Origin of the sequence: Cytobacillus oceanisediminis 2691 (assembly GCF_007678455.1) — a bacterium.
In the GTDB taxonomy this organism is placed as follows: Bacteria; Bacillota; Bacilli; order Bacillales; family Cytobacillaceae; genus Mesobacillus; species Mesobacillus oceanisediminis_A.
Genome location: NZ_VEEP01000007.1, coordinates 240,998 through 267,182, shown reverse-complemented (window position 1 = coordinate 267,182; position 26,185 = coordinate 240,998). Strand labels below are relative to the sequence as shown.

Here is a 26,185-nt window from a genome sequence, read left to right as displayed (position 1 = left end):
ACCATAATACCAATGGTTTGCATGATTCACAATGCCTCATATACATTTATAGATCAATTAACTTCCTGAAGCTCATTTACCGTGACGAATTTATACCCTTCTACTGTTAAATCCTTCAAAATTCCTTCGATGGTCTTAAGCTCATCTCCAGATTGATCGTACATCGGATGCAATAAAATAATGGAACCAGGCTTTACATTATCTATCACGTATTCTATTTTATCAGCAGATGTATGATAGAAGGAATCTGGTTCAAGATTCCAGGTGATGGTGTCAATATTTTGCTGATGCAAGTAATAGGGCAGTCCTATTAGTTTTTTCCCGTTAGGAGGCCGAAAGTCAATCTCCCCTTTATACCCTGCTGCTTCAATTAATTCATTTGTTCGGGTAATTTCCTTTTTGATAAAAGTCGGGGATTTCAACACCATCCTGTTATGGGAGTATGTGTGATTCCCAATTTGATGACCTGCCCTGGCTATCATTTCTGCTGCATCTGGATTTTTTTCGATTTCGTTTCCAATCAGGAAGAATGTTGCTTTAGCATCGTACTTCTTTAGTATTTGCAAAATTTCTGGCACTTGTTGTGTTGGACCATCATCAAAGGTTAATGCGACTACTTTTTCTTTGGTTTCCACCTGGGATGTTAGACCGCCAAACAGTTGAAAAGTCCTGGAATTCATTAATTTATATGTCCCAAGCAAAAAAAGGAATACGATCGTAATTATAATTCCAAGATAGACAATTCTCTTTTTCATAAGTTACCTCTTATTTCTCCCGTCATTCAGTTATGTATCAAAGCTTCTCCTTAAACAATCCGATTCGTTTGATCTCTTCCAGATGGATTTCAGACAGACCCTCAAGGATCTCCATCCCTTTAGCGGTTACATCTACAAAGACACTCCTGCCGTCTTCCGGGTTTTTCCTGCGAGAGACCAGTCCTGACTTTTCGCAGCGATCGATCAGGCCGACGCATGAATGATGGGTGATTTGCAATCGTTCTGCCAGCTCGCTCGGTGTAGCATACTCCCTTTCCGGATATCCTTTTATGGCTAGCATCAGTTGGTGCTGCTGGGCGGTTATGCCCATATTTTCAGCTGCTGTTTCACTGAACTTCTGGAACTTCCTCAATTGGTACCGAAACTCAGCAAGGTACTCATATACGTCTTTACTAAGCAAAAATTCCACCTTACTTTCTTATTGATAAATATATCTTAACACGATATAATTAAAATACAAAATATCGTAATACGATATTTATATCTAAATAAAGGGGTGCTTTTTATGGATTTTTTACAATATCTTTCTCCAAACTCTATTTCCGGAGTCATTATTTTTCTAGCTGGCAGTTTATTGACCATTTATTTGAACTTAAAAGTTTATAAGCTTTAATATGGGATTAAATCTATGAACAAGAATCGATCTTTTTTAGTGAAATAATCCTTTGTCACTTTTTTCTCGCCTAATCCATAGTTGATAGGAAATTCAAAGTTTGGACCATCAAATACAAATGAATGGAATTCTCCATTCTCTCCGCAAATATCATGTTCTTTCGGGTATTCCATGATGAATTTTCGATCATATACTATGCCTGCGCAGGACGGATCCAGCCTTTCTAAATCAACACATGTTAAAACCGTTTTGAAACCAAGATCAACAAAATCATGGCTTACTTCCTCTACCGGTATACCCCAGAGCGGAAAAACAGGGGTTATTCCCGATTCAGAGAATAATTCCTCCCGATACTCTCGTACATCCTGAAGATGTATATCGCCAAAGGCAATATGGGTAACGCCGTCTTTTCTCATCCCTGCTATCGCTTTACCCATTATTTCTTGATACTTTTCATCCGGACAATCCTGCGGAAGCCAGACCTCTCTTAATGGAATTCCCAATGACTCAGATTGAAGCTTCAACAGCTCATAGCGAACCCCATGAATCGATACCCGGCCGAATCCTTCTGTCAGGGTCACGAGCAATGAATCAACCTCAAAAACAGGGTTGTTTTGTATTTTGTATAATGCCAGCGTGGAGTCCTTCCCGCCACTGAATGAGATTGCTATTTTCATTTTAGTCCTCCTCTACACTGATTCGCCTTTTTGGCTGTTTGTATATCAAGTATTTCTAACAAACTACCTTTAACTTATTATACTTTATAGCATCGTGCTGTGAAATCTGCACAGTGGATCAATTCCTTATTCATATAATGAAGGGTCCACTAATACCGTATACGCCAGGTAAATTACCATACAGATCGCCATTGTGATAAATCCCCACCCGAGGATCATCTGGTCAACTACTAAGTAATTATTGCATAGCTGGTCGTTTGCTTGAATATATAACCAGCCCATTCCCAGAAAAACCACTGTGAAAAATCCAATCGTAAAATTTTTTCGATTCTTTTTGAGTTTTTTCCAGGAGTCTCTTAGAGGCACTCCCGCGAGGAAAGGCAAACTGAAGAATTTGAAAAATTCCACACTATTTGCAGTCAAGGCTTCATCCATTGTGCGCGGCAGCATCCAATAACCCATGATGATGATAAAAAGAAGGATTCCTGGGATGCCCTCTTGATTATATTTGGAAAAGAAATGAGGAAAGCGCTGCTGGAAAAACTGTCCCATGAAAAAACCGGCAATCACCAGCATCGGCATCTGCATATGCATGTGGATGATCATGACGGATTCCATTAAGTTTGCAACAGGAGGAAGCATTAAACCGATTAAAAGGGCAAGCCCGAACAAAAACTGATTCATCGTCATTTCCCCCTGTCTGCTTCTAAAGTCTCTTTCAGCCTATCTGCTGCCTCATTTACCAGTGTAAAATCCATTACATCCACTAGTGCGCCTTGACGGTCCAATAAATAAAACGCAGAATTATGAGCGAAGTTCCCATTTCCATCCGGAATCACAATGACGCCAAACTTCTTCAGCAAGGTATCCAACTGTTCCTGGTCAGGGATTCTGGCCATTCTCCATGTCTCTCCATCACTTCCGAATAAATCCTTATACTTGTTCAACGTAGCCGGATCATCTTTGCCCGGGTCAAAGCTGATGCTTAAAAAGATGATATCCTTGCCTATATATTCACTGGGAAGCAGTTCGTACACCTGCGACATATTTTCTTCTAGCTTAATGCATATCGTAGTGCAGCCTGTATAGATAAAAGTGATAAATACATATTTTCCTTCAAATTCGGAAATAGAATAGGTCCGATCCTCACTATCCTCAAAGGTTACTTGTGGAAACTGGGGCTGTTCTTCAACCAGTTTTGTCACTCTTGCTGTCTCTGCTGTATAAGCTGTGAATCCGTCTGTTCCTGTATAAAATAAAAGAAGTCCAAACACCAATATAACTATACAAGATACGGCCGTTTGCCGATTTTTGATCAAATTGATCACATCCCATTTTTCAGTGGTGATTCTTATATAGGTCCTGTTTTCACATTACATTCTGACTTGAAAGAGATAGTCCTGATTTCAGGAGCTATCTCTTTGTTTACATAACAAGAAAGTAAAAAGTTTTTTGCAATTAGATTAGTGTCCAGCTACAGCGCCTAGCCCCTCGAGTCGTTTTTCTAGCTCCGGCTCCTAACTCCTCGAGACGCTTCAGTCCTGCCAATGAAGTCAAAGAGCAACTTCACTGTCAGGCCCTCCAGCGCTTGTCGGAGTTGGGCAGTCGCCTCCGCTTTTCAATTTCAGTCCTGCCAATGAAGTCAAAGAGCGACTTCACTGGCAGGCCCTCCAACGCTTGTCGGGACTGACCAAGGCGCTTTCGCTTTTCTTTTTACCAAGTCTTAAATGGCGGCGATCCTGGAGGTGCATTCATGATCATGTCTGCGATTGGCAATACATAAGCCATCGAAACAACCAATAGCATGAGCACAACCCAGATTCCCCAGCGCTCTGTCCAGTATGGCGTTTTCGACGCTCCTGCTTCCTCTTCGGCAATTGGGAATTCTGTTACTCCCTTTGGTGCGAAAAACATGAGGTTGAATACCGCATAAACTTGAAGGATGACGGCAATCAGCAATAAGCTTGCTCCAATCCCCACCGCTGCCATTAGAGGATTCCATCCAAGTTTTTCTGCAAAGTCCCCATAGGTTGTGAAGGATGTTCTCCTTGGAGAGCCAAATAGCCCGGCAGCATGCATGGAAATCGACATGATCACCATACCTATAGTCCATATGACGGTTTGAATCACTCCCAATCTATTAATGGCAGGTGTCAGCACCCGTTTTGACAGATATGGAACGAGCCAGTAACTGATGCCGAAGAAGGTCATGATGACAGACATTCCAAGTGTTAAGTGGAAATGGCCTACCACCCACATTGTATTGTGTATAACCTGGTCCAATTGGTTCGTGCTTTGTGCAATTCCGCCAGCTCCAGCGGGAATGAATGCTACCATGGCGATAAACGGCGACAGGAATCGTACATCGCCCCATGGCATCTTTTTATACCAGCCAACTAAACCCTTTCCGCCTTTCGCTCGTGCAGTACGTTCAAAAACCCTGAACATCGCGTATGCGGTCATTAAAGATGGAAATCCGATTGCAAGGCTCATGAACACGTGCATATATTTAATCGACTCCGAAATACCGGGGTCAATGATCTGATGGTGGAATCCGCCGGTAATGTTCATAATTACTAACGGAATGACAACCATACGTGTTAAGAGATCATTCCAACGGTGTCCGCCGATTATTTTTGGTACGATGACATACCATGCAGAGACAGCTGTCAGATACCAAATGTTAACGGCAGTATGGCCAAATGCCCAGAAAAGTGTACGCGCCAGCAATACGTTTATGCCGTCTGTCCAGCCAAGTGTCCATGGAATGATCATGAACAGGACTTCCACCGCAACAAAAGCTGTTGCGCCGACTAACAGGACGAAGACACCTGTTGCAAAGAAGGCGAGGATCGGGAGGTGTTGTCCCTTGTGATTCCTTCTCCAGTTCGCAACCTGTGTAAACGCTCCTAATGCTAGCATCCAGATGCCCAAGACAATGAATACCAGGCCAAAGTAAAACATTGGTGATGCGGCCATTGGCGGATAGAAGGTGTACATGACCGAGGCTTCATTCTTTAAAATTGGAATGACGACCAAAACAAATCCGAATATCTTCATCCAAAAACCGATCCATGCCATTTTCCTTACTTTAGGCAGCAATCCTCCCAGCGTGTGAGAGAGTCCGGCATAAAAATACCCAATCGTGAAGAATGCCGATAATACAACGACTAACAAGATTCCATGGGCCGTAAGCACCTGATAATAGTTAAGCCATGGCGGCAATTGCAGGACACCCGCTCGATTCAGGCCTTGAAGCAAGCCCAGGAAACCGCCAAGCAGCAATGCGATGAACGCAATAGATAAGTATGATTTCGAGATTCTTGCATCTTCCTGGCTAATTCCTAATACTTGATTAGTTTTTTGTTTAAATGAAGTTGAGTTTACTGCAGACTGCATATTTTTTCCCCCCTTTTATTTAACGATGATTTTCGTGCTCATGGCCTGGTGCCCGGCACCGCAATATTCATTGCATAGCACCAAATATTCACCTGGTTCATCAAACTTCTGAGATATTTTTTGGATATGACCCGGCATAACCATTGCGTTTAAATTCGTATTTGCCACCTGGAAACCATGGACAACATCTTTTGACGTTAAAGTGAAATGGACTGTAGAACCGGCAGGAACTTCGATTTCCATTGGTGTAAAACTAAATACCTGAAGCGTCATGACAACTTCGTACTCGTTTTCACCAATTTGTTTTATTCCCGGCTCATCAAATGGAGCTGTTTCATCGACCTTTTGCGGATCAATCGTTTCTTTATGGCTTGGCGGCCCCATTCCTAATGCCACTGCCTGGTACCCAGTAAAAATCATGAATCCCATGATCATTCCAAAACTTAAAAACAGCCAGATTTTTTCATCTAAATGCATTTTTTCTCTCCCCCTTCTAGACTCTTGCCATATAAAGTCCGAATAGAATAAAGTAGGTAGCAAGAATCACTGCTCCCACTACGCCAACCGATATCCAGGTCCCTACCTTTGTTTTCTCGTGATTTGTAACCTCCACGATTTCACCCTGAACTTCTTCCTGGCCACTTCTGTCTGTAACTTTCAACCAAATCCCCTCCTTTGATTTCTTACCTTCATCTTAATTGCGAATGATTATCAATGTAGTGAGTCAAATCACATATCAAACCCCTGGGAGTACTAGAAATTTAACTTTTTTTAGGAGCGGTTCAAATTTACGCAAATAAAAACCCCCGCTGTTGTGACGAGGGTTTTTAACAGTAATTTGTCATTTCATGAAAAAACTATAGCTCGATTCACTCCCTTTAATATGCTGGGGCGGGCGAACCTCTTAGAGTAGTTAAGAATCAGTTTATTTGTTTTCAAAAGAGGGTAAACAATCATCTATCATGAAAGCCTGCCAGGTTTTTTCCTTCATGGGATTTTTAAATTTCCTAACACATCAATATTTCAACAGGAGGATTTCATATATTTAAGGATATTTTGACATCAGAAGAACATAATTTAGTAAAAGAATTAAAATATAAGGTTATGGATGTGACGAATAAAAATGAAAGAGAATCCATTTATGGCGAAATCAATGCCATTTTTGCACAGGCAAAAACTCGCTTTCTATCGAGTATTAGTAATTAGTCTGTATTAATTTCACCACTGACATGAGGCAGGAAAACCAATTGGTTTTCCTGCCTCTTGTCTTAACTGATGTTCATGATGTATTTATTCTAATAATCCGGCTTCTTTTAAATACTTCCGTGCTGTCTCTTCAGCCGACTTCCCTTCTACATTCACCTGATAATTCATTTTCCGCATTTCATCATCGGTGATTTTACCCTCGAGCTTGTTAAGTGCCTCGACGATTTCGGGATATTTTTCTGCTGTTTCAGCTCTCATGAGAGGGGCTCCCTGATATGGAGGGAATAAGTTTTTATCATCTTCAAGTACGACCAGCTTGTAGCGCTGGAGCTCACTGTCGGTGGAGTAGGCATCCACCAGGTTGATTTCCCCGCTTTTTATCGCTCCGTACCTAAGTTTTGGCTCCATAGTGGTCAAGCTTGGCAGATTCAGATTATAAAGCTTCTGGATTCCTTTGTAGCCATCTTCCCGATCTGAAAACTCAAGCGTGAAGCCAGCTTTTAATGATGTTTCAATCGATTTCAAGTCAGATATGGTTTTCAAGTCCTTTTCCTTTGCCAATTGTTCCGGAACGGCTAAAGCATAGGTGTTGTTGTAATCCATCGGCCGAAGCATATCCATGTCGAACTCTTTTTTCATCCCTTCTTTTGCCTGCTGATATACTTCTTGGCGGCTTGTACTCTCGGCTGTTTCTTTTAAAAATTCCGAGATGGCCGTGCCGGTAAATTCCGGATAAATATCAATATCTCCATTTTTCAATGCGGTGAAAACAAAAGATGTTTTTCCCAGTCCCGGCTTCAGCTGTACCGAATGGTCCGTTTCTTCTTCGATCAGGAGCTTGTACATATTGATCAGAATTTCCGGTTCCGATCCCAGCTTTCCGGCGATGACAAGTTCGTCTTCATTTTTCCCGCCGAGGAATGGAATGGCCATCATGAGGATTACGGCTAATGAAATGGCCCCAATTGTTACAAGTGATTTTTTAAAAGAAACCGTTTCAAACCTTCTAAGCACGAGGTCGAACAGGATCGCAAGAAGGGCAGCGGGTATGGCCCCAAGAACGATTAATGCCGTGTTATTACGATCGATTCCGAGGAGGATCAGGTCACCTAGCCCACCGGCTCCAATCAGGGCTGCAATCGTTGCTGTTCCAACGATCAAGACCATCGCTGTCCGGATTCCAGCCATAATGACCGGCATCGCCAATGGAAGTTCCACTTTCATCAAACGCCGCTTGCTGTTCATTCCCATGGCCCGGGCAGCTTCAATTAACGCGGGATCTACCTCATTGATTCCTGTATATGTATTCCTTAAAATCGGAAGAAGTGCATACGCCACTAGGGCAATGATTGCCGGGACTTTGCCAATTCCGAACAGAGGAATCAACAGTCCGAGCAATGCAAGTGAAGGAATTGTTTGCAGCACCGCAGTTACTCCTATGATTCCTTCTGATATCCGCTTCCTTCTTGTCAGGAAAATACCGAGCGGAATGGCGATTAACACTGCGAAGAATAGCGCAATGAAAGAAATCTGGATATGTTCGAGCAGGGCACTTAAAAGTTCATCTTTTCTTTCTGCAAAAGTGGAAGTCCAGCCGTTCATTTCATCGCCTCCATTCGGCCAGATAAAATCTGGATCATCCCCTGTCGGTCAATGGTACCGATTTTTTCATCACCATCAACAACCGCTAGCTGTTCATGCTCACTCAATAACACGAGGATTCCATTGATCGACACCTTGCGGGAAATGACAGGAAGGTGCTCCATCTCCATAGGATTCGCAGGATGAACAGCTTCAATGATATCCACCATTTCCCCCTTAGATTGGTCAATCCCGACAAACTCACGGACAAAGTCATTCGCAGGCTGTTGCAGCAGTTCTTCCGGGGATCCTGTCTGGACAACTTCCCCATTCCTCATCAGGCAAATCCGGTCACCAAGCTTCAATGCCTCGCTCATATCATGGGTCACGAATACGATCGTTTTCTTTATGTTGTTTTGCAATTGAATCAGGTCATCCTGAAGTTTTTCCCTGCTCAATGGGTCCAATGCGCTGAATGGCTCGTCCATTAAAATGATCGGCGGATTGGCAGCAAGCGCCCGGGCTACGCCAATCCTTTGCTGCTGCCCTCCGGATAGTTCATGGGGCAGCCTTTTACGATAGGTTTTCGGGTCAAGTCCAACCATATCCAACAATTCATCGATCCGGTGACTGATTTTATTCTGATCCCATTTCTTCATCTCTGGGACGACCGCTATATTTTCTTCGATCGTCATATGCGGAAACAAGGCAATCTGCTGAAGCACATACCCAATATCCCAGCGAAGCTCGTGAATATCATAGTCACTGATCATCTTATCCTTGATCCTTATGTAGCCGGCCGTAAGCGGAATCAGCCGATTGATCATTTTTAAAGTCGTCGTCTTACCGGAGCCGCTCGGACCGATCAGGACAAGCAATTCCCCTTCGTTAATATGTAAATTAAAATTCTTCACCGCATAGGTTCCATCGTCATATTTCTTTGCGACATTTTCAAAGCTGATCACTTTTTCACCCCTAAGTTTTCTTGTCTAATTTTACTATTAGTGTTAACACTTTCATCAGTTCTTATTTTTCGTTACAGGCAGAGCCGGATATTGCTAATTAAATACTACCAAAACCTATGTCTTTTGGTAAAAGAAAGCTAATCTACCTTTACCCTGATACCAAGAAATTTATTCCGGCAAAAAATAAAGCTGCAAAACCAATTGGCTTTACAGCTTGTTCAGGTAACTATTTAAGAATATCATCAATCATGTTCAATTCTGCCTCACTGAAATCCAGACGGTTCAGGGCGGCGACATTTTCTTCAATCTGGCTTACTTTGCTTGCGCCTATAAGGGCTGAGGTGATTTTCTGTTCCCTAAGAACCCAGGCCAGTGCCATCTGGGCAAGTGACTGGCCCCGTTCCTGTGCAATTTCATTTAGTTTTCTAACCCTGGCAAGAACTTCTTCAGATACATCACCTTCATTGAGGAAACTGTTTGGCTTCAGGGCTCTGGAATCTTCGGGGATTCCGTTTAAGTATCTATTGGTCAGCAACCCTTGGGCAAGTGGAACAAACGCAATCGATCCGACTCCTTCTTCCTTCAGCAAATCTGTCAGTCCATCTTCTACCCATCGGTTGAACATTGAATAAGCAGGCTGATGGATCAACAACGGTGTTCCCAGTTCTTTTAGAATCGCGACAGCCTGTTTTGTTTCCTCTACTCCATAATTGGACAAACCAACATAAAGAGCCTTCCCCTGCCTGACGACATGATCAAGTGCCATCATCGTTTCCTCTAGAGGAGTTTCCGGATCCGGCCTGTGATGATAAAAGATATCGACATAATCGAGTTCCATCCTTTTTAGACTCTGGTCGAGGCTGGTTACCAGGTATTTTCTTGAACCCCAATCACCATAGGGCCCCTGCCACATGCCGTAGCCAGCTTTGGTCGAAATCACCATTTCATCACGGTATCCTGAAAAATCCTTGCGGAGGATGCTGCCGAAGTTTTCTTCTGCTGATCCCGGGGGCGGTCCATAGTTATTCGCAAGATCGAAATGGGTAATACCCAGATCAAAAGCCCGCCTGATTAACGAACGCCCATTTTCAAAAGTATCCTGGCCGCCGAAATTATGCCATAGCCCTAGTGAAATGGCTGGCAATTTAAGCCCTGATTTACCGCATCTGTTATAAGTCATCGTTTCATAGCGACTGCTGTCTGGTTGATATGCCATAATTTTAACCTCCAAATATTCCTAATCATTTCTACCATCCCAATGGATTGGCTTGCAGCGTCTTTTCCCATAATACTTCTAGGTTTTCTACTTTTTCCGTTGAAATCCTTTTATCTGACGCAGATAAATTCTCAATCAGCTGTTCAAGTTTCTTGTTTCCAGGTATTACGGTAGACACCTCCTGATAATCAAGTATAAACCTTAAGGCCAACTGGACCAGCGATTCCCCTGGTTCGAGCATTTCCTTGAGGACAGGCAGCAGCTCGGCTCTTTTCCTGAGTTGATTCTGATCCCAACGGCTCCTGATATCTGTAAAAACACTATTTTCATCATACTTGCCTGATAGCCACCCAGAATCAAGCGGAACTTTAACAATCAGTCCCACATTCTTCTCTGCAGCCATAGTGAAGGCGCTTCTAGGCTCCTGATGAAAAATATTGAACATCACTTCGATGATCTGACTGCCAGTAGACTTCATGAGCTCCTCCATTTCATACCCGGAATCGACTGAAGCTCCGTATGCCCGAATCTTCCCTTGCTGCTTGAGGGATTCCAATATGTAAAAGTGATCGCTTTTTCCGGTCAGGATTTCAAGCGGGGGATTATGCAATAAAATCGAATCCAGGTAATCCGTTTTAAGCCGCTGCAAACTACCTTCAACCGAACTGCGGATCTTCTGCGAATCAAAATCAAGGGTGTTATCTGGATGATGGCCAAATTTGCTGTTAATCACTGCCTCGCTCCTTCTTCCGGAAAGAGCCTCTCCAAGCAATGACTCACTTTTGCCACCTCCATAATTAGGAGCAGTATCAAAGAAATTGCAGCCCCGGTCAAGTGCTTCATGCACCAGCATGATTGCCTGATTGTCATCCATGCCTTCCCAGTCCCTTGCATTGCCGAGCTGCCAGCCACCGAAACCAACTTCCGACACTTTTATCCCTGTACTTCCAAGCTGTCTGTAATTCATCTTCCTCCTCCTCTACTGTCATGCTGGCTGTTCGTTTGCATCAATCAGTACCTTCTTTTCCCATACTCTGCTTTTCCACCTTATGTACATGATGATTCCCCTGAACCATTCATCAATGATAAAGGCGATCTAATAAGCCAATCTGTTTAGGAAGACTGTTTTTCTGTAAAGTCATCTTGCATTTCCACCTTTAAAAGTTTCCTCTGATAAAATTACTCTGGCCACGCTTCTTCAATATTCCTTTTCCTGAATTTGAAGGAAAAGAGGCAGAAAAGCCTTGCTGTTCTGCCTCTTGATTTCGACTATTATTGAATTATATTGACGAGTTTTAAAATTATTCGACCACATTTTGAGTTTTATTGGCGAATTTCTAATTTATTCGACCACATTTTGAGTTTTTTCGGCGAATTTTTAAATTATTCGACCACATTCCCAATTATTTCGACCAAGTCAATACATCCGCTAATTCACCTATTTTTTTATGATGCTTACATTGTCCAGATAGACATTTGTTGCCGCATTGCCTTCGAAAATATTGCCCAGCTCGAAAACGATTTTGCCATCTGCATAGGTTTCTTCAGTCATGACAAAAGTGATGCTGTGATGGGTCATATCTGTCGTTAAATCCACTGTGTGTGTTGGCATATAAGCTATGAACCAAGGGTCCGTGCTCAATTCCCTGCCAATATTGACATTCATTTTCCTTGGCACATCTGCTCTTGCATCAAAAGCTACTGTATAGCTGCTGCCATTTTCAAAAAGCAAATCCTTTTGAAATACCTGAGGAGAATACGATGCACCGCCAATCTGTGAAATCGCAACCTTTAGTTCTCCATTGTCAGCCGTCATCTCTCCAGCAGCATACCCGCTCCACTGGTCGCCCCACCATGAGGACCAGCTTTCCGTTCCAGCGCTGAATGTTCCGTTATCAATTCCCGGAGTGGAGCCGGGATCTTGCTCGGACGGAGCGTCTTTAACCTTCAACACCACGTTATCGATAAATACATCATGTGCGCCGACTGGTGAAAGAGCGTTTTTACCAAGCAGCATTTTGAAGGACGCAATGTCATCGGCGGGCATTTTGAATTCATAGGTGAATTGCTGCATTTGGTTATTAAGTGTGATCGATTTACTCAAGAACCGAGTATATTCAGCGTTCTCAATCGTTACCTCAGCCTGTCTATCCTTTGTAGAACGGGCATCGAAGGATAATTCATAGACCACTTCTTTAGTAAGGTTCAAGTTCGGCTGTATCAGCTGGACGCTCCAAGTTTCATTTCCTTCATTGCCAATAGCCACTTTGGCCTCTCCATTTTCTGGAGTGATCTGGGCGCTGGCATCATAATGAGCATAATTTTCCCAAGCTGATAATCCGTCTGTGAAATCCCCATTTTTCAAAGGGTATAAGTCAATGTCTCCATAGTCCGGAATGTTGGATGTTTTTATCAGGACAACATCATCCATATAAACATCGACATCTCCGCCGCCAAAACTAAAGACAAGCTGAGCTTCTGAATCAGAAATATTTTCTGGCATTGTAAATTCAAATGTTTTCTCTTCCATATTGGAAGTGAGCTCAATTGTGCCAATTCCAGAGTAGTTAACCGTGCCGCCAACATTCAAAAGGCTGACTTGAATCGGTCTTTGTTCTGCTGCTTTTGCTTTAAAGGAAAGCTTATAATCATTTCCCGCAACCAGGTTAATCCCTTTTTGGTCAAGCTGGACTGCTTCAGGATGGCTGTCCCCCTCTTCAATTGCCACATGAAGTTCTCGTGTGTTTTCAGAAACAGAGGCCTTTGCAGCTGCTTCTTCAACTGAGAAATTCCAGAATATCATCCGGTCCATGCCACCCTGGTCGAATGTTCCATTATAAACATGGTTGCCATTTGGCAACGGCTGTTTTGCACCATTTTGATCTACTGGTGTGCCTGTAATATCTTCAACTTTTACATTGCCGATCCAAACCGGATTCGTCCCATTGCCGCCAAGATTGAACTCAAGCCTTGATGCAATATCAGTCTCATTCAGCATATCAAATGTAAATTCATAGCGTTGCAGCTCGGCAGAAAGCTGGAAGGATTCCTCATTCGAATACTTCACCCAGCCTCGTTTCTCGCCAGCCCCTACTTTTACCATGACCTTTCTTCCCGCAGTCGATTTGGCATCAAAGCTGACCTTATACTTCCCGCCATTGCCAAGCGAGATGTTCTGGATCATTTGCAGGGAATAAAGCTGTGAACCTGGATTCGTGATATTCATTTTAGCAAAATTCTTGCTATCGATTTCCTCTAGTTCTAATCTGCCGTCTCCTCCGAACTCTGGCAACTTCACAAAGTTCCAATATAGCGGATCCAGTTCCACCCCAGGCTGATCCACTACTGTTACTGGCTTTTGATAGTTTTGGTCATAAACCAAATTGCCATCCTCTAAAGGCTGCTTAGCATCTGCTGGCAATTCCACAGGTCCGGACACCGGTTCCACAGGTTCGCGGTAATCCCGTTTCTTCAAGTCGTACACCCTTACATAGTCGACTTCCATCTGGCTTGGGAATTTCGTCGTCTCGTCAACTTCACCGTCAAACCAGCCTCCAACTGCAAGGTTCATAACCAAATAGAATTCCTGATCAAAAGGTGCAGGATAGGAATAGTTTGCTGCGTTATCCTTTCCTTTTGAATACCATTTATTTTGAGTTTGATAGAGTTGACCATCAACATACCAGCGTAGCTCTCCAGGCTCCCATTCGAGAGCATATGTATGCCACTTGTCAATGCCTCTGTTTTCAGGAAGTTCGAATTCCTTACCTGTATACTTGTTATTTGGCCAGCCTTCGCCATAATGGATTGTTCCTGCCACTGTATTCGGCCGGCTTCCCCACGCCTCCATGATATCGATTTCACCGGAGGCTGCCCAGGAACCATATTTATCTTCTTCAGGAAGCATCCAGATCGCAGGCCAAAGTCCTTTGCCTGTTGGCAGCTTCGCCTTGATTTCGTATCTGCCGTATGTCTTGCTGAAGAGACCTTTTGTTTTGAGTTTGGCAGAAGTATAATCGTATGTTCCAAACTGGTCTGTAACCTGTTCTTTTTTCGCTTTTATGACAAGCTTGCCATCATCAATAAAAGCGTTTTCATCAGAATCCGTATAATACTCTTTCTCGTTGTTGCCCCAACCTGAAGTAACCCCGTTGCCATCCTCATCTACGATCCAGTTCCCGATATCATAAGTCCATTTGCTGCGGTCGATTTCCGGACCGCTGAACTCATCTGACCAGACAAGTGACCACTCAGATTTGTTCTGTTTGTTTTTCAACTCTTCATTTCCTGGTTTATCTTTTGGCGCCCCGAAACTGGCTGCTGGCAAAATCATCATGGCACTCAACAAAAGAGCCAAGGTCTTCTTCATACCAATTCCTCCTTCATTATTTTACAAGCATTAAAGACTTCTAAAATAAATCCACCTCCTTTTCATGTTGATCATTAGCGTAAATCACATTTTGTCATGACAAGGAGGTGGCAGAGCTTAACTTTCTATTATGAATGTTGTAATTGAATGACCAGGCAGCTCGGCTTTGGCAATCTTGCCTCCGACCGATAATGAGAATGACTCTATTCTGTCTTCATCATTCATGACAACTGCGACAACAGAGCCATCTTCATTTGTAATTGATACTGCTTTTAAAGAATCATGATTTAACTCATGTCCGATTCTAACTGCGTTCGGCTTGATGTATTTGCTGAAGTGCCCAATATAATAAAAGGAGCTGTTATAGTGAACCTCACCAGTTTTCGTGTCGACGATCACTGGAGCATCGCAGTAGTTACCTACATGGTTTGGCCCGCCCTGTTCGTTCAGGACAAGATTCCAGTCAATCCAGCCTTCAAGCCAGTTGTTGATATCGCCCATGATGTTCCTGGCGTAACGTTCTCCAGTATGCCAGGCACCCAGCTGAACTCCTCCCTCAATGCATCCTTCGGTAAAAATCAGGTGCTTGTCAGGGAAGTCTTCGTGAATCTTGCTCAAATTCTCGAATTCTTCTGATACATACCAGTGGAGACCTGTACCCCAAATATATTTTGCAGCCTCAGAATCTGATAGAATCGTTTTTGCCCGTTCATAGGCGATATCCCGGTTGTGGTCCCAGATGATGATTTTCTTGTCCTCAAGGCCTTCCTTTTCCATGACAGGACCTAAATGATTTTTGACAAAATCGCGCTCTTCTTCAGCACTATATCTGCAAGAATCCCAAACCTGCGTTGCTTCAGGCTCATTTTGGACGGTGATCCCCCAGATCGGCACACCTTCTGATTCCATGGCTTTGATATATTTGGTGTAATACAAAGCCCATGTATCATAGAACTCTGGCTTCAGTTTTCCACCGTGATTCATCTCATTATTTGTTTTCATCCATGCTGGCGGGCTCCATGGAGAAGAAAGAATCGTCAATTCCTCTCCCCTTGATTTCACAGCATCCTTTATGAGCGGCAGTACATATTTGTTTTCACGCTCAATTGTGAAGGTTTTAAGCTCCGTGTCATTCTCTTCAACATAGGTGTAATTTTCGAGGGCAAAATCACAGCTATGGATATGGGTCCTGCCCAGGCTGTAACCAAGACCTGTCTCCTGGTTAAAATAGCTGTCGATTATTTTTGCGCGTTCTTCCCCGGGAATTTGCGAAAGTGTGTAAGCAGCTGCCTCTGTAAAAGCTCCGCCGAATCCCATGAAGCTTTGGTATTTCTTTTCTGGGTCAAGCTTCATCACAAGATCTTGCACAGGCTCATCTGTAAAAGAAATATGGCCCTTGTCAGCAAAACGCTCTCCGTTGTCCTTAGCACTCTGGATCAATTTTAATTCCATGTGTCAGCACCTCATCTATTAATCTAGGTAAACATCCATCCTTGATACTTTTCCGTCCCTAACAGCTTGTGCATAGGCATCCTGCAGCTTATCGCCATTAACCTCAACCTCTTCGCCATTCATTTGGAGTACATACTTAACAGTCTTGGCACCTTCATCACCGAAAGTGTTTCTCCTTGATGGATTGTGATAGGTTACCTGAATTTTGCCCAGCAATGTAAATTGCACCTTGCCCTCTGAATCGAAAAGCCATGAAGGAAGAATCGGCTCAAGCTGCAGCGTCAGCCCTTTTTCGTTTACGTCAAAAAGGTTTTTCCCCATCATCATCAACTGCCAGATGCTTAAAAATTCTGCCGTCGTTCCACTTAGCCTTGCGACAAAGCCTTGTCCATGGAGACTGGAATCAGGATTAACACTGCTCGCAATAAATGATGAATTTTCAAGGACGCTCCTTCCGTACACTTCTGCATCCATGAACGGCGGCATTGCATAGATGATATCTTCATAGAACTCTTCATACAATCTGGACTTCAGGACACTGAGCAGATATTTGAATTCCATATGCATGAAGATGGATTCCCGCTCAAGCCAGCCTGGAGTGAATGCCCTCGCACGGCCGATATCAAATGTTTGGTCTTCAAGAGATCCAGAAGTTTTGTACATTTTCAGCTTACTGTCGTAAATTTCCGAGTTCCTTACATGCTGATATGTCGACCTAGCTGTTTGCAGGTCGGCAGTCTTCAAAGCCCTTGCAGGACCTTCAAGGAAATGCGGAAGAACAGACACTTCAAAGCTATTGACCTTGACCAACGGCAAGCCCTTTTTATTCAGTTTTTCATTTCCGTTCTCATCGACGATCTTTTCCCAGTTCACTGCTTCGAAGGAGAAATAAGTTGGAAGCAACCCATTGCCAAGCTCCGTTGCCTTGTCAATTCCCGCTTTTGTTTTATGAAGCATTTTCTTTACATAAGCAGTAAGCTTTTGCAACTCGATGTTCTTTTCCGTACCTTCAAAGCCGTTTTTCACTAACTCGCGGTATTTTTCACGGGCAGCCGCTGTTTGATTCCAGTAGCTGTAATTATCCAGTTCGCCATTTTCAAATTGGTTCAGGAACTCTACAACTGAATCAGCCAGAACGGCTATTTCTGCAGGCAGGGCAATCTCCAGTTCTGCAGCCTCTCCAGAAGATATGAGAAATTCAAGCAGGCGTTTCAGCTCTAATGTCTCACTCATGGCTGAACCGAATATTCCTGGCAGGCCATTCATGGAATCATTCCAGCCTGGCTTATTCGCTTCCATTTCCACCCCCATCCCAAAAGGATCCAATGTAGAAAATTTCAGCAATGCCAATGAGAACAGTTTGCTGTAAAGATTGGAAGTAAAGAATTCACCATCAGGTCTCATCACCCAATTTGACCCTTGCTGATGCCCAAATTCTGTGATGGCTTCGTATTGACGGACTTTGCCATTAGCGAGGACATATTTTTCAGAACGCGGATTCACAAACACTGGACTGTGGAAGTATTTGTAGCCATAATCATCGAACAATAGCTGAGCTTTATTTTCCGGATAAACCTTCAAATAGTTTTCAACCAGATCGAGATTGTACGTCCAGTGGTCCATCCAGTAGCCTTCTCCAAACTCCGCTTCAATGTTCTGGGAGCTCTTTGAAAGGACTTTTTTCAGGAAATCCGGAAGTGATGAGTTTAGCTGAATGTCGCTGTCTGAAAACGTTTGGAGTAAATCTCCTGGTGTATAGGTTCCGATCAGCTTCTTTTTAATGAATTCAGCATCCTTCTGCAGAGGAACCAGTTCATCCAGCCATCCCCAATCTGATTGATTTTTTAGTTCAAAGCTTGCTCCTTTTACGACGAGCGGATTATAGCCGTCCGCCTGAATCAGGCTCATGAACAGCTTGATATTGTAGTCTCCCGTCTCAGGATGGAAAAACACATCATTCCTGCGGTTCTGGTTCACATCACGGAAGTTTCCGTTTCCCTGCGAAAAGTACTCAGGTGCAAGCGAGAAAAAGTTGTAATCCCGCTCCAAGTCGCCGTGCTTCCGGGAAAACACATAATAAGTAAAGGCTGAACCATCTGTCTCCAATTCAATTGGAAAGCCGCCGCGCAGTACATTATCAAGATAGCTCTGGTTTACATAGGCATCAAATAGCGGGGATGCTGTCTTTGTCTCGACATCCTTCGTAATCTCCGTAACAAGGTTCTGCGCTTCTTCGTATTTTCTATCCATATATCCGGCAGTTCTTATGTCAGCTGCTTTTTCGTTAATGATTTCAATGTCCTTCACATGACCGACAAGCGTGTGGAATGTGACTTGTTCTCCTTTTCCAAGCAGCCTTCTAAGACCGGAGAATCCACAAGGCACTTTGTTGGAGGTAACCGGCTGAGCTTTCGATAACTCATGAAGTGATTTGCTTTCAAACTCATCCGGGAAAGAGAATGAACTGTTCGACCCAAAGACAAGCTCCGCATCAACGACTGGAGTGATCAATTGCCCATGGTCATCGAAGCTCAAGTAAAAATGACCTTTCGAAATTTCTTCAACTTCCGCAGAGTCATTCGTAGAAGAACGGACTCTGTAATACGGAATTCCATTTTCAAGATTGAAAACATCCATCCAGCTTTTAAGCGTATTTCCAACCGCTTTGTATGCTGCATCATCGATTCCGTATGGGATGATAGCTGGAAGACCATCAAGCACTTCCAGTTCGAATGATCGTTCAGATAGATTTTCTATTTCAACCTTCCTTACCAATGAGCCGAAGTTCTCATTCGGCAATGTGAAATATGTGATTAGTGATTTCACTCCATATTGGTGGTTGATTTCTTCAATTTTCAGTTCGTTTTCTTTTATATACATGTTTCTCGTACGATCTTTTTTGCGTCCATATGACGAGAATGGTTCAAAAACGATTTTTCCATCCAATTTGATAAAAGTGCGGAAACCATTCATTGATACTCGCTGGTAGGCCTGGTTTGCCGGGAAAAACTCTGTGATCGCATGGTTTTTATCCTGGACACCAAAGCTGACCATCGCCTGGCCGCGGTTTACGTAAAAAGCCCACATCGGTATACCGTACAACCCGGCCAATCCCGGCAGGAAGCTCGAAAAGGTCTTTGCCTGATCGAAGTCTTCAATTACAAAATATTGTTTTTCATCAAATCGATATTTCCCCATTATTTCTCACTCCAGAGATGTTGGATTTAGATTGAGCGGTTCCTGATAATTTCGGCATAGCGGTAACCGCTATCCTTAAGGATTCTCTCCTGTGTCTCGAAATCAACATACGTGATTCCAAAGCGTTTGTCGTAGCCAAATGCCCATTCAAAATTATCGAGCAAAGACCATAGATAATACCCGGCGACGTTCATGCCCTCCTCATTGAGCTGGGCAACGGCACGAATATGTTTTTCCACATAGTCCTGTCTCTCGGTATCATGGACACGATGGTCATCTGAAACAAAATCATCGAACGCCGAGCCATTTTCGGTTATATAGATTGGCAGATTCGTATATTCCTTGCGCAGGCGATGAATCAGTTCTTTAAATTCAGCCGGCGATATATCCCATCCCATTCCGGTCTTTGGATAATCTGAATAGGCACTCTTGAACAGGAAGTCCGATGCTGCATTGAATTCAACAAGACTGCGATTATAGTAGTTGATTCCAAAGAAATCACATTCCACAGAAATTTTCTCCAAGTCGCCTTCCTGGATGAAGTCGAAGGAATGGACATATTTTGAAAAAAGATTCATCATATCCGCAGGGTAAGATCCTTTTAGCACAGGATCCAGGAACCACCTATTCGTGTAGCCATCCGCATTATTGGCAGCCAGCTGGTCATTGGCAGAATTGCTTGCCGGGTACACCGGTGACAGGTTCAGCGTAATCCCGATCGGAGTTTCCGAAGCAAATTTCCCTTTCAGCAAGGAAACAGCTTCACCATGGGACAGAAGCATATAATGGACAGCCTTTACCGCCTCTTCCATATTGGTATGTCCCGGTGCATGGACGCCCTGATGGTAGCCGAGGAAACCTGCGCACCATGGTTCATTATGGGTAATCCACATTTCCACATGTGCATCAAGTTCCTCAAAGCATTTTTCAGCATACTCCAAGAACCAATTGACGGATTCCCTGTTTGTCCAGCCGCCCTTTTCATGGGCCCACATTGGCAAATCCCAGTGGTAAAGAGTGACTGCAGGCTTAATGCCATTTTGATTCAAGAGTGTTATAAGCTTTTTATAAAAGTTCATTCCCGCTTCGTTATACTTGCCCTGCTCCGGGAAAATCCTTGGCCAGGCAATCGAGAAGCGATAAGAATCCACACCAAGCGTTTTTAAAATCTCAATATCCTTTTCATATAAGTGGTAGTGGTCACAGGCGATATCCCCGTTATCCATATTGAAGACCTTACCCGGAGTCCGGGAAAACGTATCCCATATAGACAGGGTTCTTCCATCTTCCTGATAGGCCCCTTCAATCTGATAGGAAGAGGTTGCTGTACCAAAAATAAAATCCTTTGAAAACTTGTTCATCCTCTGTTCACCTCTGATGAGTTTATTTTTTGTATACTTTGATGTAATCAATTGCCATCTGTTGAGGAAACTGAGTTGTTCCATCAGGATAACCAGGCCACTTTCCACCAACAGCAAGGTTCAGCTGCAGGTAGAACTCGCGGTCGAACGGTGCAAAACCCGCTTGCTGTTCTTCTGAATCCTGAGCTTTGCTGAACCATTCTGTCTGCCTGGCGTACAGAACATCATCCACATACCATCTGAATTCACCTGGTTCCCAATCAAGGGTAAAGACATGGAAATCATCCGAGAACTTTTTACCGTTTGGAAGTGTATAGTTCTCTCCTGTATATGTGTGAGGCATTCCGTAATGCAGCGTTCCATAAACCGTGCCAGGCTGGTGGCCAATCAACTCCATGATGTCAATTTCCCCGCAGGCCGGCCATCCTGTGTATAATTCCATATCTTCTGGCATCATCCAGATTGCCGGCCAGATTCCCTGGCCTTCAGGCAGCTTCGCCCGGATCGAAAAACGACCGTATGTCCAGGCTGCCTTACCTCTGGTCGTCAATTTTGCAGATGTATAATCCATCACGTTATACTTCTCATTCCTGGCTTCGATAATCAGGTGGCCATTTTCAATCCGTGCATTTTCTTTCCGTCTTGTATAGAACTGGGATTCTTCATTGCCAAACCCCGTTCCCGCCTCAACGAAATTCCACTTACTTTCATCTATATCAGGAAGATCAAAGTTCTCCTCCCACACCAGGCTCCACACTGTTTCAGTTTTTGAAAGCGCCATCATTTCTTTGTTTGCCTTCCCCTGATCTTTTTGCTCCACCTAAACTTCCCCTTTCAGAAAAACTGATTGCTTCGAACAAAATATCTCTCAATTCCTATTCTACCTTTGCCAGCAAAGCATCTTGAGATAGAGAATTTTGTTTAGGGTGTCAATATTTTAGAAGAACGGAATTCCAGGTGAAAACACTTCCAAAAAGTGCAAATTTTATTGGGATAAGAGCGTTGATTTAGATGCAGGTATAAGAACATAGCGCTGCTTCAGACAAAGTGAAGGCGCACCGGAGAGATTTTGTCCGAACCTGGAGCTAGTTCGGACAAAACGAAGACGTGCCGCCAATCTTTTTGTCCGAACCCTGGGTTACTTCGGTCAATATAAAGCCGCACAGGTCACACTTTGTCCGAACTTGGGGGCACTTCGGACAATATGAAGCCGCACAGGTCACACTTTGTCCGAACTTTGGGGCACTTCGGACAATACGAAGCCCCACAGGCCACACTTTGTCCGAACTTGGAGGCACTTCAGACAATACGAAGCCGCACAGGCCACACTTTGTCCGAACTTGGAGGCACTTCGGACAATACGAAGCCACACAGGCCACACTTTGTCCGAACTTGGAGGCGTTTCGGACAATACGAAGCCACACAGGCCACACTTTGTCCGAACTTGGCGTCACTTCGGACAAAACCAAGCCCTACCGCCGAGCTTTTGTCCGAACTTGGCGTCACTTCAGACAATACGAAGCCGCACAGGTCACACTTTGTCCGAAATTGGGGGCACTTCGGACAATACGAAGCCACACCGCCGAGCTTTTGTCCGAACTTGGAGGCACTTCGGACAAAACCAAGCCCTACCGCCGAGCTTTTGTCCGAACTTGGCGTCACTTCAGACAATACGAAGCCGCACAGGCCACACTTTGTCCGAACTTGGAGGCACTTCGGACAATACGAAGCCCCACAGGCCACACTTTGTCCGAACTTGGCGTCACTTCAGACAAAACAAAGTCACACGGGCAAGCTTTTGTCCAAACTTGGGCAAAAAAGAAAAAGAGAGCCTATTCAGCTCTCTTCATCCATTCATTTCCCGATATTCTTTTGGCGAGATTCCTTCTGCTTCACGGAACACTCGTGCGAACTGCTTGGGATTTTTGTAGCCAACCATCTCGCTGATTTCAAGAATTTTAAAGTCCGTTTCTTTCAGCAGTTTTTTTGCATTTTCTACCCTGACCATTTTTAAATAATCAACGAAGTTTTGACCAATATACTCCTTGAACATGTGGCTGAAATAGGAGTAATTCAATGATATATAATTTGCCACTACGGCGAGATTCAAGTCCTTGTGGTAATTTTCCCTGATATAGGCGATCGCCCGGTCCATATATTTCTGCTCTGAATACACTGATCTCATTTGTTTATTGTATTCGTGGATCCTCATTAGCAACCCTTCGAGGGCATGGAAGTATTCATGGAAATTATCAAAGTTATAAATGTCATCAATTTTGTTCAATAGCTCAAACGTCACAAGGGATTCATCCCCCAGCCGCTTAAAAAACCCTTTGAAAATGGTCTCATTGATTGCCTGATTCAAGTCTTCCAGATAGCTGATGCTGCTGTGCGAGATGACATCAAAGTCCATCACCTGTCTCAGGTTAGTTTTTATTTCATTTTCCCTTTCTGTTCCTAGCATATTGGAGATTTTATTGATCAATTCCACCGGAACTGAAGAACCATCCGGCTTTTCTTTGACACTTTCATAATAAATAACCTGTCTGCGCGGATAGAGGAAATGGTACTTCAAGGCAGTGGCTGCCTGTTCATACGTTTTTTTCAATTCCCGTATGTCCTGTTCCTTCTCACTGATGCCAATGGTGAAGACCAAATGTCTGTCCCTGCCAAGCTGCTCTTTCAACAGGGAAAATAGCTCGAGATCTGCTGAAATAATGGTCACCCTGTCATCATTATCGAGAAATGGAATGCAATCATTGGGTGAACAAAGCAGCTGATTGATCTTTTCAAGCAAATGATTCTTTTCAATCTCAGCATCCGCATCGATGATCCCTACATAAAAGCCATCCGGATAGGCTTCGATTTTCATTTTCTTATAAAGATCCTCTACAACATCCATTTGCAGATTAGGACTGAGCAAAATATAATTCAGCTGACTGGCACGATATTCATCCATGTGCTGATAGGTCATTTTCTGGCTTTGTTCCAGTTCTTCAGTGATCAATTTAAGAGTTTTGAAAAGCTCTGAACGATTGACCGGCTTCAGAAGATAATCTCTCACCTTATACTTGATCGCTTCCTTGGCATAAGTGAAATCATCATAGCCACTTAGGATCACAATGGCTGTTTTGATTTCTCTTTGCTGGATTTCCTTGATCAGCTGGATACCATCCATCCTCGGCATTTTAATATCAGTGATCACGATATCTGGTTCATTTTCAGCTATTAGTTCAAGGGCTTCCTGTCCATCACTGGCAATAAAAGTAGTAAACTCTGGATGCTCTCTCTTAATCATTGCCTGTATGCCCAATCGGATATTTTTCTCATCATCAGCTATAAGGACTTTATACACTTTGGCTGCCCCCTTTCATAATTTTGCAAGGCATTTTTAATGTCACCATCGTGAATTCGCCTTTGACACTTGTAACAAACACTCCATACTCTGTTCCATAGTAAAGCTTGATCCTCTCATTCACATTGTGGATCCCAATGCCATTGCCGCCTTTGGAACCATGATTTTGATGTTCCTCACCAGTTTGGAGGGATCTGTTGAGGGCCTCGCACTGCTCTTGCGTCATCCCAACGCCATTATCCTCGATCTCAATAGTGACATAGTCATCAGAATACCTCGCGCTCACCTGCAGGATGCCTCTGTCTTTCTGGTTGTTCGGAATAATTCCATGTTTAATCGCATTTTCGATAATCGGCTGCAGTGACATTTTCAGGACTTCCTGGTCCCGCAATTCGTTTGGGACATCAATCGTTAAAGTCAGCTGCCCATCCAGACGCAGATTCATGATATCTACATAGTTTTTTATATAATTGAGTTCTTCTTCCAGGATCACAAAGTCATTTTTCCATTTAAGATTATAACGCATCATTTCCCCAAGCGAGGTTACTGCATCAGAAATAGCGTACTCCCCTTCTATTTCTGCCATCATTTTGATGTTTTCCAATGTGTTATACAGAAAGTGGGAATCAATCTGGGTCTTCAGTGCCTTTAATTCGGTTTCCTTTGCAGCTGCCTGCTTATTGACAGCTTCAGCAATCAGTCCGTTCATTTTACCAAGCAGGCTTTTAAAATGAAATGCCAGTTCTGAAATCTCATCCTGACCGTCAACCTCTACATCCACGGAAAAATCCCCGTGCCCGACTCGCTCCATTGAATCCTTCAGTTTGTACATTTTTTTCAAGAGCAATAAGACCAATACATAGGTGACAAAAGAAAGAATAATAACTAAAAAGATAATTCCGCTAAAAATAACATTCCTTGTCTTGGCAGTTTCAGCATAAAGGCTCTCAAGTGAAATGACATTCAGCAGATAGGCATCCAAATCTTCGATGTAGGCTGTAATGACTAGATATGGAGTTTCATTGTTTTCAAACTGAAAACTGCCAGTGCCTTCGTGTTTTGATTTATTGAATTTCAGTTTGAGCTCTTCTGTGTCAATTCCCTCATCTTCAAAAAAGGTATGATGGAAGTTCCTGATCATGTTGTTGTCTTTGTCGATCACGGCATACACTGAATCAGGATCCTGAACAGATCCGAACATCTTAGGAAAAAAGTTTTTCAGGAACATATTAATTTCGATGATCCCTAAATGTTCGTCCTTTGGATAATCCAGTTCCCGCAACAAAGAAATTTTCGCAGTGTTTTGTGATGGCAGCCGTTCCAGAACATCCTCTGTCTGCTGGTCAAACCACCATACCTCCATGCCATTCCTGTTGATGACTTCATCTCTCCATGGCTTTTGCATGATCCGTTCTTCCTTGAAGAGAATCGGCCACATCTCGGTTACATATGGATTGGTCGTATAAAGGCGGATATTTTCTATGGCAGGGTTATTTGCCTGCAGCCTGGTGACATTCGAAAGCTCGTTCATCCTGAAATCTATTAACTGGTCGACGTTCGCTTCATTTCGGCTTTTAACGAAATCAATGAATTCCATATCTGAAACGACCATCTGGGCCGTCCGTCTCATGGATTCTATATTGTTTTTAATGTGGATTTTTTCAATTTCCAGAGCATTTTCACTCTTGATGCTGATTTCGGTTATCGCCCTGTCATATACGTTACTGGAATAGATGGAGATAAAAATGATAATCGGAATAATGATAATGATGATATATAAGGCAATTAGCTTTTGTTGCAGGGAAAGGCGGTCAAACCAGGTCGCTGCCTCTTTAATTTTTTTATGAAAGTCCACTTTAATCACACCCAACATTTATCCACATTCAAATGATACATCTTAAGCATTAAAAGTAGCGTGAAAAAGTGTTTCAATATTTTGAAGTCTAACAGGATTCACGCCCAACGTAAAAGCAGGAATAGACTGTCCCTTCAAGAAAATTAATTCTAAAAGGAACAG

Annotated in this window: 19 protein-coding genes; all 19 read right to left on the bottom strand. The window is 43.3% G+C overall.

Annotated features, from left to right (window positions below):
• Positions 1 to 53: 53 nt before the first annotated feature.
• The 19 genes from FS736_RS15555 to FS736_RS15470 all read right to left on the bottom strand — a co-directional run bounded on the left by FS736_RS15555 (position 54) and on the right by FS736_RS15470 (position 26,023).
• A complete protein-coding gene (locus FS736_RS15555; protein WP_144478881.1) occupies positions 54 to 755 on the bottom strand; it encodes a polysaccharide deacetylase family protein in 702 nt (233 codons plus the stop codon).
• Between the two features lie 37 nt (positions 756 to 792).
• Complete coding sequence (locus FS736_RS15550) at positions 793 to 1,185, bottom strand: MarR family winged helix-turn-helix transcriptional regulator (RefSeq protein WP_144478879.1); 393 nt, start codon at positions 1,183 to 1,185, stop codon at positions 793 to 795.
• A 200-nt stretch (positions 1,186 to 1,385) separates the two neighbouring features.
• Entirely contained in the window at positions 1,386 to 2,066 is a 681-nt protein-coding gene (locus FS736_RS15545; protein WP_144478877.1) for an adenine nucleotide alpha hydrolase, read from the bottom strand.
• 126 nt (positions 2,067 to 2,192) lie between these two features.
• Positions 2,193 to 2,750, bottom strand: a complete 558-nt coding sequence (locus FS736_RS15540) for a hypothetical protein (RefSeq protein WP_144478875.1) — start codon at positions 2,748 to 2,750, stop codon at positions 2,193 to 2,195.
• 2 nt (positions 2,751 to 2,752) lie between these two features.
• Positions 2,753 to 3,385, bottom strand: coding sequence for an SCO family protein (locus FS736_RS15535; protein WP_144478873.1), 633 nt, complete (start codon positions 3,383 to 3,385; stop codon positions 2,753 to 2,755).
• Positions 3,386 to 3,779: 394 nt separating this feature from the next.
• Entirely contained in the window at positions 3,780 to 5,465 is a 1,686-nt protein-coding gene (locus FS736_RS15530; protein ID WP_144478871.1) for a cbb3-type cytochrome c oxidase subunit I, read from the bottom strand.
• Between the two features lie 15 nt (positions 5,466 to 5,480).
• Positions 5,481 to 5,942 (bottom strand): cytochrome c oxidase subunit II, encoded by a 462-nt coding sequence (locus FS736_RS15525; protein WP_023626815.1) that lies wholly within the window; start codon positions 5,940 to 5,942, stop codon positions 5,481 to 5,483.
• 16 nt (positions 5,943 to 5,958) lie between these two features.
• Positions 5,959 to 6,126, bottom strand: coding sequence for a hypothetical protein (locus FS736_RS24370; protein WP_186326811.1), 168 nt, complete (start codon positions 6,124 to 6,126; stop codon positions 5,959 to 5,961).
• Positions 6,127 to 6,755: 629 nt separating this feature from the next.
• Positions 6,756 to 8,273, bottom strand: a complete 1,518-nt coding sequence (gene opuFB / locus FS736_RS15520; RefSeq protein WP_144478869.1) for an osmoprotectant update ABC transporter permease/substrate-binding subunit OpuFB — start codon at positions 8,271 to 8,273, stop codon at positions 6,756 to 6,758.
• A complete protein-coding gene (locus FS736_RS15515; RefSeq protein WP_144478867.1) occupies positions 8,270 to 9,217 on the bottom strand; it encodes an ABC transporter ATP-binding protein in 948 nt (315 codons plus the stop codon). Before FS736_RS15515 ends, opuFB begins: the two co-directional genes overlap by 4 nt.
• 226 nt (positions 9,218 to 9,443) lie before the next feature.
• Positions 9,444 to 10,433: an L-glyceraldehyde 3-phosphate reductase gene (gene mgrA / locus FS736_RS15510; protein WP_144478865.1), complete on the bottom strand. Its 990-nt coding sequence runs from the start codon at positions 10,431 to 10,433 to the stop codon at positions 9,444 to 9,446.
• Positions 10,434 to 10,464: 31 nt separating this feature from the next.
• Positions 10,465 to 11,400 (bottom strand): aldo/keto reductase, encoded by a 936-nt coding sequence (locus FS736_RS15505; RefSeq protein ID WP_144478863.1) that lies wholly within the window; start codon positions 11,398 to 11,400, stop codon positions 10,465 to 10,467.
• 471 nt (positions 11,401 to 11,871) lie between these two features.
• Positions 11,872 to 14,802: a carbohydrate binding domain-containing protein gene (locus FS736_RS15500; RefSeq protein ID WP_186326810.1), complete on the bottom strand. Its 2,931-nt coding sequence runs from the start codon at positions 14,800 to 14,802 to the stop codon at positions 11,872 to 11,874.
• A gap of 117 nt (positions 14,803 to 14,919) precedes the next feature.
• Entirely contained in the window at positions 14,920 to 16,254 is a 1,335-nt protein-coding gene (locus tag FS736_RS15495) for a glycoside hydrolase family 30 protein (protein WP_144478861.1), read from the bottom strand.
• An 18-nt stretch (positions 16,255 to 16,272) separates the two neighbouring features.
• Entirely contained in the window at positions 16,273 to 19,452 is a 3,180-nt protein-coding gene (locus FS736_RS15490) for a cellobiose phosphorylase (RefSeq protein ID WP_144478859.1), read from the bottom strand.
• Between the two features lie 26 nt (positions 19,453 to 19,478).
• Positions 19,479 to 20,813: a GH1 family beta-glucosidase gene (locus FS736_RS15485; RefSeq protein ID WP_144478857.1), complete on the bottom strand. Its 1,335-nt coding sequence runs from the start codon at positions 20,811 to 20,813 to the stop codon at positions 19,479 to 19,481.
• A 22-nt stretch (positions 20,814 to 20,835) separates the two neighbouring features.
• Positions 20,836 to 21,633, bottom strand: a complete 798-nt coding sequence (locus tag FS736_RS15480) for a glycoside hydrolase family 16 protein (RefSeq protein ID WP_222125078.1) — start codon at positions 21,631 to 21,633, stop codon at positions 20,836 to 20,838.
• Between the two features lie 1,026 nt (positions 21,634 to 22,659).
• Positions 22,660 to 24,168, bottom strand: coding sequence for a response regulator (locus tag FS736_RS15475; RefSeq protein WP_144478855.1), 1,509 nt, complete (start codon positions 24,166 to 24,168; stop codon positions 22,660 to 22,662).
• Positions 24,161 to 26,023 carry a sensor histidine kinase gene (locus FS736_RS15470; RefSeq protein WP_186326809.1) on the bottom strand — a complete coding sequence of 621 codons (1,863 nt, stop codon included), beginning with the start codon at positions 26,021 to 26,023 and terminating at the stop codon, positions 24,161 to 24,163. The genes FS736_RS15475 and FS736_RS15470 overlap by 8 nt, the downstream gene beginning before the upstream one ends.
• Positions 26,024 to 26,185 lie beyond the last annotated feature (162 nt).

Coding starts and splice junctions, on each gene's coding strand:
- opuFB (WP_144478869.1), bottom strand. CDS start 8,273: ATGAACGGCTGGACTTCCACTTTTGCAGAAAGAAAAGATGAACTTTTA.
- FS736_RS15540 (WP_144478875.1), bottom strand. CDS start 2,750: ATGAATCAGTTTTTGTTCGGGCTTGCCCTTTTAATCGGTTTAATGCTT.
- FS736_RS15495 (WP_144478861.1), bottom strand. CDS start 16,254: ATGGAATTAAAATTGATCCAGAGTGCTAAGGACAACGGAGAGCGTTTT.
- FS736_RS15530 (WP_144478871.1), bottom strand. CDS start 5,465: ATGCAGTCTGCAGTAAACTCAACTTCATTTAAACAAAAAACTAATCAA.
- FS736_RS15490 (WP_144478859.1), bottom strand. CDS start 19,452: ATGGGGAAATATCGATTTGATGAAAAACAATATTTTGTAATTGAAGAC.
- FS736_RS15525 (WP_023626815.1), bottom strand. CDS start 5,942: ATGCATTTAGATGAAAAAATCTGGCTGTTTTTAAGTTTTGGAATGATC.
- FS736_RS15485 (WP_144478857.1), bottom strand. CDS start 20,813: ATGAACAAGTTTTCAAAGGATTTTATTTTTGGTACAGCAACCTCTTCC.
- FS736_RS15545 (WP_144478877.1), bottom strand. CDS start 2,066: ATGAAAATAGCAATCTCATTCAGTGGCGGGAAGGACTCCACGCTGGCA.
- FS736_RS15505 (WP_144478863.1), bottom strand. CDS start 11,400: ATGAATTACAGACAGCTTGGAAGTACAGGGATAAAAGTGTCGGAAGTT.
- FS736_RS15555 (WP_144478881.1), bottom strand. CDS start 755: ATGAAAAAGAGAATTGTCTATCTTGGAATTATAATTACGATCGTATTC.
- mgrA (WP_144478865.1), bottom strand. CDS start 10,433: ATGGCATATCAACCAGACAGCAGTCGCTATGAAACGATGACTTATAAC.
- FS736_RS15500 (WP_186326810.1), bottom strand. CDS start 14,802: ATGAAGAAGACCTTGGCTCTTTTGTTGAGTGCCATGATGATTTTGCCA.